This is a genomic window from Comamonas aquatilis (assembly GCF_965139575.1).
GTDB lineage: Bacteria > Pseudomonadota > Gammaproteobacteria > Burkholderiales > Burkholderiaceae_C > Comamonas > Comamonas aquatilis.
In genome coordinates, this window is record NZ_CBCSIW010000001.1 from 166,782 (window position 1) to 182,798 (window position 16,017).

The following is a 16,017-nucleotide window of genomic DNA, read 5'->3' on the forward strand; positions in this document are numbered from 1 at the left end:
CTTACATGCTGCCGGGCGACAGACGGTGGGGCTCGGTGGGCGTGGCTGGGGTACCGGTCGCGGGCTGGCCGGTCTGGGTGAAGTCCACCAGCTGGGGTTGGCGGGCTGGCGTGTTTACCATGGCGCCGGGGCTGACCAGGGGCGATCGCGCAGGAGCGGCTTCAGGGTTGGCGGGCAACAGGGCTGCACCGTTGACGTTGCGCAGCATCAGAGCGCTATCCGGCTGGATTTGCTGCTGCGTGGCGCGAATGGCCTCGTAGCGATCCTGAGAGAACTGCATGGTGGCGTTGGCATCGCGCAGCACCACGGGGCGCAGAAAGACCATGAGGTTGGTTTTTTTGCGCGTGCGATTGGTGTTGCGAAACAGATTGCCCAGCACCGGGATGTCGCCCAGCAGCGGCACCTGCTCTTCGCTTTGCGAGTATTCGTCGCCAATCAGACCGCCCAGCACCACCACGCCGCCGTCCTCGACCAGCACGTTGGATTCTATGGAGCGCTTGGTGGTGGTGGCTCCGCTGGCGCTGGTGCCCGTGCCGACCTTGACTGCCGAGTTTTCCTGGTAGACGGCCAGCTTGATGGTGCCGTTTTCATTGATCTGCGGGCGTATGCGCAGCAAAGTGCCCACGTCCTTGCGTTCATAGGTGGTGAACGGGCCGCTGATGGTGTTGCCCTGGGTGGTGGTGGTCGGGAAGGGAACGTTTTCGCCCACCATGATGCTGGCTTCCTCGTTGTCCAGCGTCATCAGATTGGGAGTGGACAGCACATTGGTGTCGCCATTGCCCTGCAGGAAGTTGGCCAGCACGCCCAGCGAGGTCTTGCCGTTGACGCGCTGGGTCAGTCCAATGTTCATGCCTTTGAGGCCCGCAGCCGCCTTGGCATCGGTATCGCTGAGATCGGTGCCGTTGGCCAGCGAATTGAAGGCCCCCATCAGACTCAGAATGCTGCCGCCAGCCACGGATGAGGCATTGCCTATGACGCCGGCCACCTGGCCCCCGTCGCGGATGATGGAATTCCATTGCACGCCGAACTGGGCCAGCTTGTCGGTGGCCACTTCCACGATCAGTGCTTCGATCATCACCTGGGCGCGGCGGCTGTCGAGCTTGTCGATCACGGCGCGCAGCTGGCGATACAGCGGCGGCGGGGCGGTGATGATCAGGGAGTTGGTGCTGGGGTCGGCCTGAATCATGCCGCCGGTCGAAGGCTGCTGCGCCGTGCCGAAGCGGGAGCTGGGGCCGGTATTGCCCGCACCCAGACCCATGGTGGCGCTGCCATCCGTGCCGCGGGAGATCATGGCCTGCTGGCTGCCGGCGCTGGCGCTGTTCGTTGTGGAGACGGCACCTGCCACACCTGCCTGGTTGCTGGCTGCAGTGGCCTGGGCGCTGATGGCTGCGCGCAGCGTGGCGGCCAGGGAGGCGGCTTCGGCATGCTTGAGGTAGACCACCTGGATGTTGCCCTCGTCGCTGCCGCCGCTCATGGCGGGCTGATCCAGCCTGGCAATCAGCGAGCGAATCTGCGACAGGCGTGCCGGATTGGCTGCGCGCACCAGCACGGAGTTGCTGCGGGGTTCTGCCAGGATGGAGCTACGGAAACTGTTGTCGGCCTGGCCGGCGGTATTGGCGGCGCCCATGGCCGCCGCTCCGCCCGGACCGCCGGAGCCACCTTCCACCAGCCGGTTGACCAGGGCCACCATATCGGCGGCCAGCGCGTGGCGCAGCGCAATCACTTCCACCTCGGTGGCGTTGGAGACGTCGGTGCTGGCGATGATGCGCGAGATGCGCTGCAGATTGTCCGCATAGTCGGTGATGACCAGCGAGTTATTGCCCGGGTTGACGTTGATGGTGTTGTTGGGGCTGATCAAGGGACGCAGCACCGGCACCATATTGGCCGCGTTCTCGAAGTTGAGCTTGAAGATCTGCGTGACGACCTGACCGCCGCCATGCTGGCCGCCCCGGCCCACGGCCACTTCATTGGCCTGCAGCTTGGCATCGGCTTCAGGGATGACCTTGAACAGACCAGCAGACTCGGCGACGGTAAAGCCCTGCATGCGCAGCGCGGCCAGGTATTGCTGGTAGGCCGTGGCCGGCGAGACGGCCTTGTCGGTCAGCAGCGTGATCTGGCCTTTGACGCGCGGGTCCACCACCACGTTGCGGTTGGTGATGGCCGCCATGGCGCGCGAGACGGCTTCGATATCGGCATTGGTGAAGTTCAGCGTCACCGGCTCGCCGGGGCGCAGACTGGGCGTGCTGCCGGCAGTCTGGGCATGAATTGAGCTGCTGGCGCACAACAGCATTGCGGCAGCTGCTATGGAAGTGAGAGTATCTCGCCAGACGGAGTGCGTGTGCTGAGTCATGGATCAACCGAAGGTGATGATGGAGCGCGCACCTTGGCGGCGCCCCAATATATTGAGCAAATTGGAAAGAGCGGCTTCGCGCTCCGGGCTGGACCAGGCTTCGCCACTGAAGTGCAGGCGCGAGCCTACCCATTGGCCCTGGCCGCTGAGTTGCAGATCGCCCTGAAGTGTGGACAGGCTCAGGCGGGTGCTTTCGCCGCCGTCGATGTCCAGCCGGTAGCTGCCCAGCGGTTTGAGCGGCGACAGCCGCGAGGAAACGGCAAGCGCCTCCAGCCGTGTGAGGCCCTGGTTGAGCATACGCCCGGCCCGGTACTGCAGCTTGAGTCCGACCGTGCTCATGCGCAGCTGTCCTTGCAGGGCAACGGTGTTCCACGGCGTGCCCAGCCCGCTCAGCAGGTTGGCCGGCAGATCGATCTGGCTGTCGCTGACCTGCAGGCTGGCGCTGTTCAAGCCCAGCGTCAGCCGTGCCAGAACCGGGGCGGCGGTGCAGCAATCGCTTTGCAGGGTCAGCTGAGCGCCCAGCCAGTCAGGGCGTAGCGTCCAGTTCAGGCGGGTGGGCAGGCTGGTCACGTCGTGGCTGTCCGAGCCGCCGGTCAATACCAGCTGGGCCGAGCCGTTCCATAGCGTGCCACGGGCTTGCTGCAACTGGACCTGGCCGTTGCTGGCCTGGTACACCAGACGGGCGAGCCAGCTGGCAGGCGCGAACACCGTTGCGCTGATGAGCAGGCCCAGCAGGGCGCCGGAAAACGCCCAGGCACGCGGCGAACGCCAGTTGTTGACGTCAGCCGGGCGCGGGTGTGCTGCGGCAGGGGAGCGGTTCTTGCGCATCAAGGGCATCGCTGCTTACCGCTGGCCCTGGCTGTCGGGGAAGTCCAGCAGCAGGCTGCCATTCCAGCGCACGGCGGCATCGACGTTCTGGCCGGCGGGAGCGCGGCTGAGCTTCATCTCGGCAGTGGTGGCCCGGGTGTCGTCACGCAGCTTGGACAGCCAGCGGGCCAGAGCGGGAGCGGGCGCGCCGGTCAGCGTGACTTGCGCCCGCTGGCCCAGCCATTGCAGCTGGGCTGTGGTGCCCAGCTCGGCCGTCAGCGATTGCTGCAACAGCGCTTGCGCATCGCCCATGACACCGGCCGGCTGCTGGCGCAGTTGCTCGGCCTGGGCCTGCAGGCGCAGCATGAGCTGCAGCTCGCGATCGGCCTGGGCATGGCGGGCGGGGGCCGTGCGCAGACTGCTCAGCGCCGGGGCCAGTGCCAGCCACCAGACCAGAGCCAGCAGCACCAGGCTGCCAGCCAGCAGCAGCAGGTTTTGTTCACGGGCGGCCAAGCCCTGCCAGCGTTGCCGCAGTGGAGCCAGGCTCTGGCTCAGATGGAGTGTGTTGACGCTGCGCTTCATGGTTGTGTTTCTGCCGTCAGTATCAACTCAGCGCCTTCGCGTTGCAGGCGGTAGCTGCTGCCGGCCAGGCTTTGTTGGGCATCGCTCAGAGCTTCGGCATCCAGCTTCAGCCCCTGTATGCGCAATTGCTTGTCTTGATAGTGCAAGGTGGTGGCGGTTTCAATGCCTTTGATCTGGCTGCTGGCCGCCAGCAGCGCTTCCATATCGCTGGACGAGAGTGCGCCGGTCTGGCTGCGCAGCAAATCCAGCTCGCGCTGCATTTGCACGGGTGCATCCACAATCACCGGCACGCGCGGAAAGGTGGTCTGCAGCACCTGCTTGGCCTGCTGCTGGCGCTGGGCAATGGCCTGGTTTTCCTTGAAAGCCCAGGCGTTGAGCCCTATGAGCTGGGCCACCACGGCCACGGCTGCAGCCCAGCGGGCAGCACGCCATTGCGGGCTTTTGGCCAGGCTTTGCCAGGCATCGAGCAGACGGCGGCGCATGCGGGTGCTGCTGCCCAGGTCCAGATCGAACTGCGCCATATCCCAGCTGCCGGCATGGGCCTCGAGCAGACGCTGGGTCTGGGTCTGTAGCTGGACCGGGCGCTGCAGATTCTCGGCCATGCGGGCCAGTTGCGGCTCGGCCAGCACAGGGACATCGGCGGGCAAGCGGCCCAGCAGCGATTGCACCAGGCTGGCGTCTGCCTGTAGCGGAAGACTGGCCAGCTGGGTGTTGTCGTTCAGCCCGGTGGCGACAAGCCAGGGGCGGTCGGCCTCGCCCACGGCCCAGAGTCCGGCGGTCGATGACGGGGCCAGCTCGGGAAGAATGCGGCTGACGGCATAGCCCGCAGCCTCCAGTGCTTTCAGATGGGCCTGCAGCCAGGGCTTGTCGCAGACCGCAACCCAGCAAGTTTCGCCGGAGACCGCCTTGGCAGGCAGGGCCAGATGGGTCTGGCCCGGGTCGGTCAGCAACTTTTCTTCCAGCAAGCCTTCGAGCACCGCCCGCACCCGTGTCTGCTGGCGGCTGCTGCCCAGGTTCAGCCCGGGTGGAAGTGTGATTTGATGCCAGGACAGCTGCTGGTGGCTGATGACGGCCGTGACCTGCTCTACCCGGCTGGTAGCAGGCAAAAGCGATGCCACAGACTGGCCGGTGCTCTGGGCTTCCCGGCCATCTCTGCTTTTGACGAACTGGTATTCACTGGCTGCGCTGGCATGGTCCGCAGGCAGGAGAAGAAGCAAGGTGCTCATGAGAGAGTTTGGGGCATTCTAGGTAAGCAATATGACGACAGGTTTACGGAACTTGGGTGGTTGCGGGTAAACCCCAGTCACCTCGTTCCTGCCACAGCGTGGTGACCGTCATGTCCTTGCGTTGAAGAATGGAGCGCTGGCTGAGCATGTTGTCACCCATGCGCAGACGGCCCCGCGCTTCGAAATATTCGGTGGTGGTACCAAAGCCGCTGGCAAAGAGATTGCTGCGGCCCAGGGCTTTGGCCGCATCGCCGGTGGACTTGAACGGATTGCTGGAGCGCAGCTGCACCAGCTGATTGGCGGCAGACCAGTCCAGGTTCTCTTCGACGGCCCAGATCACCTCGGGGCTGGCGGTGTTGATATTGATCTTGGTGACTTCGGGCAGCAGGGTGAGAAAAGGCTCCATGCGGGCGATCAGGCGCGGGTCCAGACCCAGCCAGCCCAGCTGGCGCAAGGTGCGCGGCATCAGCGGGGTATTGCTGGTCGCGCTTTTGCCCGCGCTCGTGCCGGCAGCGTTGCGCAAGGCGTTGGCCATCTGCAGCACGTGACTGCTGGGCAGGCCCAGGCGCTCGAACAGGCGTACAAAAGGCTTGAGCCTGTCCGCGTCCAGCGGCTTGTCCGGGTCGATCATCAGGCTGCGCAGGTTCAGCCGCGATTGCAGGTCAATGATTTCGCCCGAGAGAAACGCCGCCTGCACATCGGCCTGGTCGTCATCCACATTGCTGACGTTGTTCTTGGCATTGAGAAAAGTGGACAGACGCGCTTCCTGTAGTGGCACGGCCCAGGGCTCGCCCAGATGGTCTACCGGTGATTTGCGGTTGGCCCGGGAGTCTTCCTGAATCACGACGCGCGACCAGTCCAGAGCGCCCAGCAGCAGCCAGCTGGCCTGTACGCGGTTGCGCTCGGCGGTTTCGATCTCCACATCGCGCCACTGCTGCCACAGCGCCGCCGCCGCCAGGCTGGCGACCAGGGTGACGGTCAGCATGGCCGCCAGCAAGGCCGCGCCGCGCTGATGTTTCGTCGGAAAGAGATTGCGCTGCAGCATCATGAACGGGAGTTGGAGCGCAAGGGGTTGACCCAGTCCACCGTGAGGCGACCATTCATGGAGCGGCCTTGCGGCAGGCTCAGCTCTATGCGCACGCCATCGGGCAGTGCGGGCAGGCCGGTGGCGGCGGCCGCATTGCCTGAATTGCTCTGCTCGCTGGACTGGGGGTTGGTCCAGGCATTGCCACGGTAGTAATAGACTCGCCATTGGTCCAGTGGCAGCAGCACGGTTTCGCTGGCCATTTGTGCGGTGGAGGGGTTGCGACCCCAGAGGCTGGCCTGGGTCCAGGCCTCGTTCCATTCCATGGCCGTGCGCAAGGGTGGGGACTGCCAGCGCAACCACTGCATCTGGCCTTGCACGCTGCGGCGGCTCCAGGCCACGACGATGGCTCCCAGATCCACGGGTGCGCTGCTTTTGCGGGTCATGCGCAGCACCTGCCCATCCCAGTCCAGGGCCTGCATTTTCTCCAGCGGCATCAGGGCGGCTAGGTCGGCATTCCACTGGGCCAGCACGGTTTGCAGCACGGCGGCTTGCTCGCCTTGTTCGCGCGTGCTTTCCTGGGCGCGCAGCATGCCGTCGATGCCGCGCCAGCTCATGATGGACAGCAAGGCCATGGCAGCCAGTGCGACCAGCAGTTCCACCAGTGTAAAGCCGCTGTAGCGCTTGCGTATATTGCGCTTGAAGCTATTCATCTAGTAGCGCCCCACAATGGTTGAAACGCGCAGCACCGGTAGGTTGTCGGAGAAAACCTGGGCGTCGACCCGCCTGAAGCTGGGGTTGGGCGTGGGGCTCACGGTCAGCCGCACCTGCAACTGGCGGTTGAGCTGATCGCAGTTCACGGTGGAGTCGCCCACGGCCGGCATCTGGTTGATCAGACGCATGCGCACCAGCTCGTTTTGCGCGCATTGCTGGGCGAGGATCACGTCCTGCTGGCGTTGGGCATTGCGCGCCAGAGCACTGCTGGCCTGCAGCCCGGCCAACAGCGCCACGCCCACAATGCCGACGGCTACCAGCACCTCGATCAAGGTAAAGCCGGCTTGCTGGCGCGGGCGGGGCCGTGGCTGCAGTGGCTTCATGGCGAGGTCTGGATGTTTTGCACGCTGAAAGGGCGCAGCCCGTCGGTCACCAGTCGCAGCGGTGCAGCTGATGTCTGAGGCAGGGTCAGCGTGATGCTCTGGCGCGGAATCAGGGGCTCGGGGCCGAGGATGATGGGGGTGGGTTGTTGCACCTGAACACCGGCTTGCAGCCAGTTGCCGGGCATTTTCACGCCCGGGGCCAGTCCGTCAAATCTGAAACCCTGGGGCATGGGCTGCCAGGTGACTAGCGTGCCATTGGTGCGCGCCTGGGCGCGGGCCGATTCCAGCAAGGTGGCCAGACGCTGGGCTTCGCGCTCCAGCTGCTGCTCGCCGCCATCGCGCATGGCCAAGCTCACGCCTGCCGTTGCCAGCGCCATGATGGAGATCACCACCAGCAACTCCAATAGTGTGAATCCCCCCTGCATACTCCTTCCCTCCCGGGGGACGACAGCCTGTGCTGTGGGGCGGCCCTTGTTGGCTGTCCCAGTGACAGAGCGCGCCAGCTTTACAGGCATTTGATGCATGCGGGGTTGCCGCCGGGCCGCCCCAAGGCAAACCCCGGCGCTAGCCGGTCAGGGCCCCTTCGGGGGGCAGCGACCACACGCAGTGAGAGAGCGTGGGGGCTCATTGCTACTGCCAGCTGCCGATATCTGCATCCTTGCCTTCGCCGCCGGCCTTGCCATCGGCACCGAACGACATGATGTCGATGGGGCCTTTGACGCCGGGGTTCAGGTACTGGTAGGGGTTGCTCCAGGGGTCATTGGGCAGCTTTTCCAGATAGGGCTTCCAGTTGGTGGGCGCGGGGCCGGAGGTGGGCTTGGTGACCAGGGCCTGCAGGCCTTGCTCGGAGGTGGGGTAGCGCTGGTTGTCCAGACGGTAGAGCTTCAAAGCCTGGTTGAGGTTGGCAATATCGGTCTTGGCGGCGGTGACTCGGGCGTCATCGGCGCGGTCCAGCACATTGGGAACGATAAGGGCGGCCAGCACGCCAATGATGACCAGAACCACCATCAATTCGATCAGCGTGAAGCCACGTGCAAAACCGTGGCGGATGGCGGAAAACGGGTGGCGGCGTTGAAGCGTCATGAGGCCCTGTTTAAATAGCACTGAAAGTCACGATGATAATCTCTCAATGCGAACAATTTCTTTCAACTCCGGCCCCGGTATTCCTCTGTCGGTAAAGCTCACCACCTTGTTGCTGTCGGCCCTGGCTGCTGGCGTGGTGGTGTTCTGGTGGCTGCGCTGGCTGGGCGGACCCGCAGGACAGGAGCCCGTGCCTGCACCGGTGGCAGCCGTGCAAGCCAATGCGCAGGCCATGGCCAAGGCGCTGGGGGCGGTCGCTGCTGCGGCGCCTGTGGCAGCTGCTCCGGTGGTCCAGCGCTATGTGCTGACAGGGGTGCTGGCAGGCCATGACTCGGGTGCCGGCGCTGCGGTGATTGCCGTGGGCAGCAACCCGGCCAAGGCCTTCAAGGTCGGGGAGGCATTGGAAGAAGGGGTGCTGCTGCAGTCTCTGAGCCCCCGTGAAGCCCGCCTGGGCAGCAGCATGAGCGGCCCGGCCACGGCGGTGCTGGAGCTGCCAAAGCCCGCGATTGCGGCTTTCAATTAATGGGTTTTCAAAGACTCAGTTGCATGAACTGCCCGTAAGCCGGGGCAGGTAGCGTCCACTCGTGGCTTTGCGGCAGGAGAGAACCATGTTGCAGCAGCCACTGGGCGCAGCGCGCAACGCCTGCGTGGCTGATCCAGACCACATGCTCTGCATCCAGCGCTTTGGCGTCTTGCAGCGCGCTGCCGACGCGGCCCAGCATATGGACCAGGCTTTCTCCGTCGCCCGGCGCATGCTCTGCCAGATTCCGGGCCCAGGCCGAAATAGCAGCCTCGCCAATCGCATCCCAGCGCTGGCCTTCCCAGTGGCCAAAGTCCACCTCCAGCAGGCGCTTGTCGGCATCCGAGATGAAATCAGGCTGCAGTTCAATCAAGGCTTGCGCCAGTTGCTCACATCTTTGAAGCGGTGAGTGAAAGATGCGACAGTGCCCACGATGCGGCAGCAAAGCCTGTTGCAGTCTCAGGGCCGCGCTTTGCGTGGCCTCGGCATCGGCCTGGATATCGAGGCGGCCGTAGCAGCGCTCGGTATCGATCAGAGGGCGCGCATGGCGTACCAGCCATAGCGTTGTCACAGCAAATGTCCCAGATAAAGTGCGCTGGCCAGCAGCATGGCCAGCTCATTGAGCTGCTGACAGGCACCCAGGCAGTCGCCTGTCATGCCGCCCAGGCGCTGGCGAAACCAGCGCTGCAGCAACCAGGTGGTGAGCGACATGGCACCCAGCAGGCAAAGCACAAAGCTGTAAATGCCCAGCCACAGCAGCAGGCCAAAGCAGGGCAGACACCAGAGCGCAGCGGTCAGCAGGCCCTTCCAGCCCAGTTGCCGGCCTGCAACATGCAAGGTCTTGCTGGTGGCGGCCAGGCCCACATGGGGCAGGGTGTGCATAAGTACCAGGGGCGCAAAGCGCGAAAGCACGTGAATGCAGCAGATCAGCACCATGATGGGGACCGGCCCCCAGAACTGCTGCATGGCGGTCAGCAGCACGGCAATCAGCACCACCTTGGTCAGCAAGGCCATGACCAGCGCCATCACGCCGTAAGCGCCTATGCGCGAGTCCTTCATGATCTCCAGCGCCCGCTCGGGCGGCACAAATCCGCCCAGGCCATCGGCCACGTCGGCCAGACCGTCTTCGTGAAAGCCGCCGGTGAGCCATAGCGTGCCAGCGGTACTGAGGATGGCGGCCAGCAAGGGCGTCAAGCCGGTGTCGGGTAGCAGCCAGCTCATCAGGCCCAGCAGCAACGCAGCCCACAGCCCCACCAGCCAGCCCACGCCCGGCAGATGCGCGGCGCTGGCGCGCTGCATTTCGGGACTCCAGCCCATCCAGGCGGCCAGTCTGCCCGTCACAGGTATCCGGCTGAAGAACTGCAGGGCCAGCAAAAAGTGGCGCAGGGCTTGCATCAATATCAAAAAAGTGAGCTTCTAGCGCTTATGAGCAAAGCGCTGGAGGCATTTTTTATTTCAAAAAAAGCTGGTATGCCGGATTGTTGGTTTCCTCCACCCAGGGGTAGCCCAGGTTCTTGAGGAAGGCGTCGAACTTCTTGCTGTCCTTGGCCGGCACCTGCATACCCACCAGAATGCGGCCGTAGTCCGCGCCCTGGTTGCGGTAGTGGAACAGCGAGATGTTCCAGGTGGGGGCCATCAGGCTCAGGAACTTGAACAGCGCGCCGGGGCGCTCGGGGAAGACAAAGCGCAGCAAGCGTTCTTCTTGGGCTAGAGGCGAATGTCCACCCACCATATGGCGCAAATGCTCCTTGGCCATTTCGTCAAAGGTCAGGTCAATGGCGTCAAAGCCGTTTTTCTGGAAGTTCTTGCAGATCTTCTCGCTCTCGCCTTTGGTCGGCGTGGTCAGGCCCACAAACACATGGGCGCGGCTTTCGTGGCTGATGCGGTAGTTGAACTCGGTCACGTTGCGCGGGCCGCCGGGCAGCTTGCCCACCACTTCGCAGAAATGCTTGAAGCTGCCGCGCTCTTCGGGAATGGTGACAGCCAGCAGGGCTTCGCGCTCCTCGCCCACTTCGGCGCGCTCGGCCACAAAGCGCAGGCGGTCGAAGTTCATGTTGGCGCCGCTCAGGATGGCGGCGTAGGTCTCGCCCTTGGTCTTGTGCTTGGCTACGTACTGCTTGATGGCGGCCACGCCCAGTGCGCCCGAAGGTTCGACGATGGAGCGGGTATCGGTAAAGATGTCCTTGATGGCGGCGCAGACGGCGTCGGTGTCCACGGTCACATAATCGTCCACCAGGCCCTGGGTGACGCGAAAGGTTTCCTCGCCCACCAGCTTGACGGCCGTGCCGTCGGCAAACAGGCCCACATCGGCCAGCTCCACGCGCTCGCCGGCTTGCACGGACTGCATCATGGCGTTGGAGTCTTTGGTGTGCACACCGATCACCTTCACATCGGGGCGCACGGCCTTGACGTAGTTGGCAATGCCGGCAATCAGGCCGCCGCCGCCAATCGGTACAAAGATGGCATCCAGGCGCTGACTGCCCAGTTTTTGCAGCTGGCGCAGCATCTCCATGGCAATCGTGCCCTGGCCGGCAATCACATCGGGATCGTCAAACGGGTGGACAAAGGTCAGACCTTCGGTTTTTTGCAGCTTGACGGCGTGCTTGTAGGCGTCGGAATAGCTGTCGCCGGCCAGCACCACTTCGCCGCCCAGAGCGGCCACGGCATCCACTTTCACCTGCGGCGTGGTGGTGGGCATCACGATGACGGCGCGGCAGCCCAGCTTCTTGGCGCTCAGGGCCGTGCCCTGGGCGTGGTTGCCGGCGCTGGCGCAGATCACGCCTTTTTGCAGCTGCTCGGCCGACAGGTTGGCCATCTTGTTGTAAGCACCGCGCAGCTTGAAGCTGAAGACGGGTTGCTGGTCCTCGCGCTTCAAAAGCACTTTGTTGTGCAGGCGGCGGCTGAGATTCTTGGCAGGTTCCAGGTCTGACTCCACGGCCACGTCATAGACGCGGGCGTTGAGAATGCGGGTCAGATAATCAAAGGGGGTCAGGGCTTGGGTCATTGTGCGAAGCAACAGCAGAGGCGCTCAGGCGTGGCACAGTGGCATGGCTTTCCTGGCGCGGATCAATCCGGCCATCATAGGCGCTTGCTTGTTGCGCTGCAGTAGCCGCTCAAGAGGGTAGCCCTGTTGGCTTGCGAGCCAGGAATCGCATGGGCAAAAAAAAGCCCCCAGCTATAAGGCTAGGGGCTGAATCCACCATTAGAGGAGGTGGAGGAGACAAAAGGTGCGATACAGAGCAATCTGTGGTCCATCTGAGGGTTAAACCCAGCAGGTAACGCTTGGGTTGTATTGTAGCCACTTTGTTTTTTGCAATGCAACAAAATTCGGGTTTCCATGTATTTGATGCAAAATTGCAACAGCTTTTGAGAGGATGCAGTAATGGAATGCACGGTAAGTTGGACTGGCGCGACCACGGGTACGCGCTCTGGCATGGGCTTTGTGGCGGAGACCGGCAGCGGTCATGTTGTCACCATGGATGGCGCTCCCGATGAGAAGACGCCGGCCAATGGGGGGCGCAATCAGGCGCCCCGCCCCATGGAGTTGTTGCTGGCAGGCGCCGGTGGCTGCACCGCCTATGACGTGGTGCTCATCCTCAAGCGAGGTCGCCATGACGTGAAGGGCTGCAGCGTGCAACTCACGTCGGAGCGCGCAGAGACCGAGCCCAAGGTCTTCACCAAGATTCATATGCAGTTCACCGTCAGCGGCAAGAATCTGCCTGCCGGCGCTGTGGAGCGGGCGATTGCCATGAGCCATGACAAATACTGCTCGGCCACCATCATGCTGGGCAAGACGGCCGAGATCACCACAGGCTTTGACATCGTCGAAGCCTGAGCCGGATTGAGCCTCCCCAATGAAAAAGCGGACAGATGTCCGCTTTTTCATTGAGTGTGCACAAGTCTCAGATCTTGTGTGCGACGGTCGTCATCACCTTGGCGGCCAGACGCATCAGCCCCTGAGCCGCTGGCGGCAACTGCATGGCACCCTCGTCAATGGCGGCTGCTGCATGGCGCTCCTCGTCATCCTTCATACGGGCAACCACGGCCAGGGATGCCTCATCCTGCTCGGGCAGGCGTCCCAGATGGCTCTCCAGGTGGGCGGCCACCTGATTTTCCGTCTCCACCACAAAGCCCAGGCTGACTGCATCGCTGAACTTGGCTGCCACGGTGCCGATGGCAAACGCGCCGGCGAACCACAGCGGATTCAGCAGGGAAGGGCGATCGCCCAAGGCGTGCAGGCGCTCGCGGGTCCAGGCCAGGTGGTCCATTTCTTCACGCGCCGCCAGCAGCAGATGCTCGCGCAACACCATGTCCTGGGTCACCATGGCTTGAGCGTTATAGAGGGCCTGGGCGCAGACCTCGCCCACATGGTTGACGCGCATCAAGGCGCCAGAGAGCTTGCGCTCCTCTGGCGACATCGCTGCTTCCGGTATGCCTGCGGCAGGCGAGCGTTCTGCCGAAACAGGGTCGGCAAACAAGGTGCGAAGCGCTGCATCGGCAGCCGTCAAAAAAGAGTCCATGGCGTTGAATGTGGTCCGGCGCACACAGCGGCGCAGTGGCGCGTAAGGTACACCAAGGACCTGCAGCCATGGCTTGAGCCAGGGCAATGCCGGGGTTGAAAGATAGGTCACAACCCCTAGGGGAGCACCCCATGCTGCAGGGCAGTGTTTTTGTTGCGGCAGTGCAACGAAAACCGGCCAAAACAGCCGTTTTTGGGTGAATTGCTTTGCGCTGCTGCCGGGGGTCTGGTGCAATAGGACCCAACTTCCCCACCAGGAGGTTGGCGCGGGAAACCGGTGGAGCTCGAGGCTCAAGTCTCTCTCCCATAGACCGGCGCCCTTCTAAACCTTGGAGTAACTCGTAATGAAAAAATCCCTGATTGCCCTGGCAGTGCTGGCCGCTTCCGGCGCCGCAATGGCTCAATCTTCCGTGACCCTGTTCGGTATCGTTGACACTGGCGTTTCCTACGTGGACAACGCTGACGGCAAGGACGCCAAGTACGGCGTGGGCACTAGCGGCAACGCTACCAGCCGTCTGGGCCTGCGCGGCACTGAAGATCTGGGTGGTGGTCTGAAGGCCGGCTTCTGGCTGGAAGGCGAAATCTTCGGCGACGTCGGCAACTCTGCTGGCTTTGACTTCAAGCGCGAATCCACAGTGCGTCTGTCCGGCAACTTCGGTGAAGTTCGCCTGGGTCGCGAAACAACTCCCACTTTCCGTGCTGGTCTGAAGTATGACCTGTTCGGCGCCACCGGTATCGGCCAGAACATGGGCTACGCTGACTGGGCTGGTTCGGGCATTGCTGACGGCAACACCATTCGTAAGAACAACATGGTGTCGTACTCTTCGCCTAACTTCGGCGGCGTGACTGCTAACATCAGCTACGCTTTCGACGAAAAGGCTATTGCTGGTACTAAGGCTGGTCGTTACGCCGGCGGTAACGTTGGCTACGACAACGGTCCTCTGAGCGTGACTGCTGCTTACGGCACTCTGAGCTACGGCCCAGCTGGTGACCGTGACGAAATGTCCATCGGCGCTTCTTACAACTTTGGCGTGGCCAAGATTGCTGGTAACGCTCAGCAAATCAAGTACAAGCCTAACGGCGCTCCTAACGAAAAGTTCAACAACTACCTGCTGGGCGTGTCCGCTCCCGTGGGTGGCGTGGGCGAAGTGAAGCTGCAGTACGCTATGTACGATCAGAAGGCTGCTGACACCAAGGCTCACCAACTGTCCCTGGGTTATGTGCACAACCTGTCCAAGCGCACTGCTGTGTACGGCACGGTTGCTTACCTGAAGAACAAGGAAGGTTCTGCCATGGCTCTGAATGCCAAGGGTGTGAGCACTTCCGTTGGCATGAAGGCTGACGGCGTTACCGGCCTGAACCAAGCTGGCGTGCAAGTTGGTATCCGCCACGCTTTCTAATCAATTGCTGGTGTAAGCCAGTAACTGCTTAAAAGCCCAAAGGCCTGTCGAAAGACAGGCCTTTTTTATTTCTCGGGTTTGTTTCTATAGGGTAATTGCGGGTCGGGTTGAATCTGAGCGGGAAAGGCCTGTGTTGCACTTGCGCAAACGATTGCTTGCGATGGAAAAGCATTTCTAGAATGAATTTTCCACCAACTGATTGTTACGAGAGAGACAAAACAATGAATTCTTCATTCGTGAAAAAGGCTGTTGCATTGGCGGTTTTGGGTGTTACCGCTCCTTTGGCGTTTGCACAAAGCAGCGTACAACTCTACGGTATTGTGGATGCCGCTGTTCGTCATACGACCAACCAAGGTGTGAACAAAAGTGGCCTCACGGAGATGATTGGTGGAGGTATGTCTCAAAGCCGTTGGGGCATCAATGTGACAGAGGATCTGGGTGGCGGATTGTCAGCCATTGCCAATCTGGAAGCACGCTTTTTGACAGATTCTGGTGTTTCTGCCAGTACTAATTTTTTTCAGCAATCCTGGGTAGGTTTGCGCAGCAAGAGTTTTGGTCAAATTACCATGGGTCGTCAATACAACATGCTTTTTGATGTTGTAACGAGTACCTATTCATCCTTTCCATATTCTCCCTATATGGAGGCATACAAGCCTGAAATCGGGATGTCTATGGGGGCCCGTGCCAATAATATGCTGAAGTATGTGGCCGAGTTTGGGCCTGTGCGTGGCGCGTTGCAGTATTCTTTTGATGAAGGGAATAAAGGTCCATTCACCTCTGCAGCCCAGGTTCCTACCGCTGTCGGTGGTGCTACCAAAACAGCTGGGGGTTATTTGCGCTACTCGGATAAAGGACTTTCAGTTGGCGGCGGCTTCCTGAGAACAACGCTGCCTGCTGGAACGGATGTTGATGCATGGACATTGGGTGGCTCTTATCGCACAGGGCCCTTGTATTTCAATGTGGGATATGGGCTCAACAAACGCAAGGATGCTTATTCGGCCAATCCATTCAATGCTGCTGTTGACTCGACCTTGCTCAGCCTCTATTGGCAAGGATCATCCAATGGTGGATTTATGGCGGGTAATGCAGATAAGCGACAAATGTATAAAATCGGATTTGGTTATCAAATAACTCCGCAAATTAATGCTGGAATGCACTATTTCCATGCCAAGCAATCCGGATCTGTAGGGGGCGCTTTTAATGGGAAGGCCGATTTTATGGTGGCGGTAGTGGACTATGCCTTCTCTAAGAGAACCGACGCCTATTTTGGCGTGGATCATACCAAGGTAAGCGGTGGAGCTAATGTGGTGCTTGACTCCAATGGGGCAACCAAGCGGACCGGTATTACCATTGGCTTACGCCATCGTTTCTGATTTTTGAATTTAAAAAGCCTCCGTTTGGAGGCTTTTTTG

Annotated in this window: 17 protein-coding genes; 4 read left to right on the plus strand and 13 right to left on the minus strand. The window is 61.8% G+C overall.

Features of this window, described 5'->3' with window-relative positions; genetic code table 11:
- Position 1 precedes the first annotated feature (1 nt).
- From gspD to gspG, 9 genes are all read right to left on the minus strand, one after another.
- Positions 2-2,350, minus strand: coding sequence for a type II secretion system secretin GspD (gene gspD, locus ACNAZA_RS00695; RefSeq protein ID WP_415794482.1), 2,349 nt, complete (start codon positions 2,348-2,350; stop codon positions 2-4).
- 3 nt (positions 2,351-2,353) lie between these two features.
- Positions 2,354-3,178, minus strand: a complete 825-nt coding sequence (gene gspN / locus ACNAZA_RS00700) for a type II secretion system protein N (protein ID WP_415794483.1) — start codon at positions 3,176-3,178, stop codon at positions 2,354-2,356.
- 15 nt (positions 3,179-3,193) lie between these two features.
- Positions 3,194-3,739, minus strand: coding sequence for a type II secretion system protein GspM (gene gspM, locus ACNAZA_RS00705; protein ID WP_415794484.1), 546 nt, complete (start codon positions 3,737-3,739; stop codon positions 3,194-3,196).
- Complete coding sequence (gspL, locus tag ACNAZA_RS00710; RefSeq protein ID WP_415794485.1) at positions 3,736-4,965, minus strand: type II secretion system protein GspL; 1,230 nt, start codon at positions 4,963-4,965, stop codon at positions 3,736-3,738. The genes gspM and gspL overlap by 4 nt, the downstream gene beginning before the upstream one ends.
- Before the next feature lie 43 nt (positions 4,966-5,008).
- Positions 5,009-6,010 (minus strand): type II secretion system minor pseudopilin GspK, encoded by a 1,002-nt coding sequence (gene gspK / locus ACNAZA_RS00715; protein WP_415794902.1) that lies wholly within the window; start codon positions 6,008-6,010, stop codon positions 5,009-5,011.
- The gene (locus ACNAZA_RS00720) at positions 6,010-6,702 is read right to left on the minus strand and encodes a PulJ/GspJ family protein (protein ID WP_415794487.1); all 693 of its coding nucleotides are present in this window, start codon (positions 6,700-6,702) and stop codon (positions 6,010-6,012) included. The genes gspK and ACNAZA_RS00720 overlap by 1 nt, the downstream gene beginning before the upstream one ends.
- The gene (gene gspI, locus ACNAZA_RS00725; protein ID WP_415794488.1) at positions 6,703-7,086 is read right to left on the minus strand and encodes a type II secretion system minor pseudopilin GspI; all 384 of its coding nucleotides are present in this window, start codon (positions 7,084-7,086) and stop codon (positions 6,703-6,705) included. It abuts the gene before it with no gap.
- Positions 7,083-7,511: a GspH/FimT family pseudopilin gene (locus ACNAZA_RS00730; protein ID WP_415794490.1), complete on the minus strand. Its 429-nt coding sequence runs from the start codon at positions 7,509-7,511 to the stop codon at positions 7,083-7,085. The genes gspI and ACNAZA_RS00730 overlap by 4 nt, the downstream gene beginning before the upstream one ends.
- 205 nt (positions 7,512-7,716) lie before the next feature.
- On the minus strand, positions 7,717-8,169 hold the full coding sequence (gene gspG, locus ACNAZA_RS00735) for a type II secretion system major pseudopilin GspG (RefSeq protein ID WP_120966280.1): 453 nt from the start codon (positions 8,167-8,169) through the stop codon (positions 7,717-7,719).
- Positions 8,170-8,215: 46 nt separating this feature from the next.
- Here gspG and ACNAZA_RS00740 point away from each other — a divergent pair, with 46 nt between their 5' ends.
- Positions 8,216-8,689: a type II secretion system protein N gene (locus ACNAZA_RS00740; RefSeq protein ID WP_415794491.1), complete on the plus strand. Its 474-nt coding sequence runs from the start codon at positions 8,216-8,218 to the stop codon at positions 8,687-8,689.
- Positions 8,690-8,696: 7 nt separating this feature from the next.
- On the opposite strand, the gene ACNAZA_RS00745 is transcribed toward ACNAZA_RS00740, so the two are convergent.
- The 3 genes from ACNAZA_RS00745 to ilvA are packed head-to-tail and all read right to left on the minus strand — an operon-like array spanning position 8,697 to position 11,690.
- Complete coding sequence (locus tag ACNAZA_RS00745; protein ID WP_415794493.1) at positions 8,697-9,257, minus strand: histidine phosphatase family protein; 561 nt, start codon at positions 9,255-9,257, stop codon at positions 8,697-8,699.
- Positions 9,254-10,081, minus strand: coding sequence for an adenosylcobinamide-GDP ribazoletransferase (locus tag ACNAZA_RS00750; RefSeq protein ID WP_415794495.1), 828 nt, complete (start codon positions 10,079-10,081; stop codon positions 9,254-9,256). The genes ACNAZA_RS00745 and ACNAZA_RS00750 overlap by 4 nt, the downstream gene beginning before the upstream one ends.
- A gap of 55 nt (positions 10,082-10,136) precedes the next feature.
- Positions 10,137-11,690 carry a threonine ammonia-lyase, biosynthetic gene (ilvA, locus tag ACNAZA_RS00755; protein WP_415794496.1) on the minus strand — a complete coding sequence of 518 codons (1,554 nt, stop codon included), beginning with the start codon at positions 11,688-11,690 and terminating at the stop codon, positions 10,137-10,139.
- 378 nt (positions 11,691-12,068) lie between these two features.
- Between ilvA and ACNAZA_RS00760 the strand changes: the two genes are divergently transcribed.
- Positions 12,069-12,521, plus strand: coding sequence for an OsmC family protein (locus ACNAZA_RS00760; RefSeq protein ID WP_415794497.1), 453 nt, complete (start codon positions 12,069-12,071; stop codon positions 12,519-12,521).
- Positions 12,522-12,588: 67 nt separating this feature from the next.
- Here the strand turns inward: ACNAZA_RS00760 and coq7 are convergent, their stop codons facing one another.
- Positions 12,589-13,206 carry a 2-polyprenyl-3-methyl-6-methoxy-1,4-benzoquinone monooxygenase gene (gene coq7 / locus ACNAZA_RS00765; protein WP_415794498.1) on the minus strand — a complete coding sequence of 206 codons (618 nt, stop codon included), beginning with the start codon at positions 13,204-13,206 and terminating at the stop codon, positions 12,589-12,591.
- A 343-nt stretch (positions 13,207-13,549) separates the two neighbouring features.
- On the opposite strand from coq7, the gene ACNAZA_RS00770 reads away from it, so the two are divergent.
- Both ACNAZA_RS00770 and ACNAZA_RS00775 read left to right on the plus strand, forming a co-directional pair.
- On the plus strand, positions 13,550-14,605 hold the full coding sequence (locus tag ACNAZA_RS00770) for a porin (RefSeq protein ID WP_415794499.1): 1,056 nt from the start codon (positions 13,550-13,552) through the stop codon (positions 14,603-14,605).
- A 221-nt stretch (positions 14,606-14,826) separates the two neighbouring features.
- Complete coding sequence (locus ACNAZA_RS00775) at positions 14,827-15,978, plus strand: porin (RefSeq protein ID WP_415794500.1); 1,152 nt, start codon at positions 14,827-14,829, stop codon at positions 15,976-15,978.
- Positions 15,979-16,017: the final 39 nt, after the last annotated feature.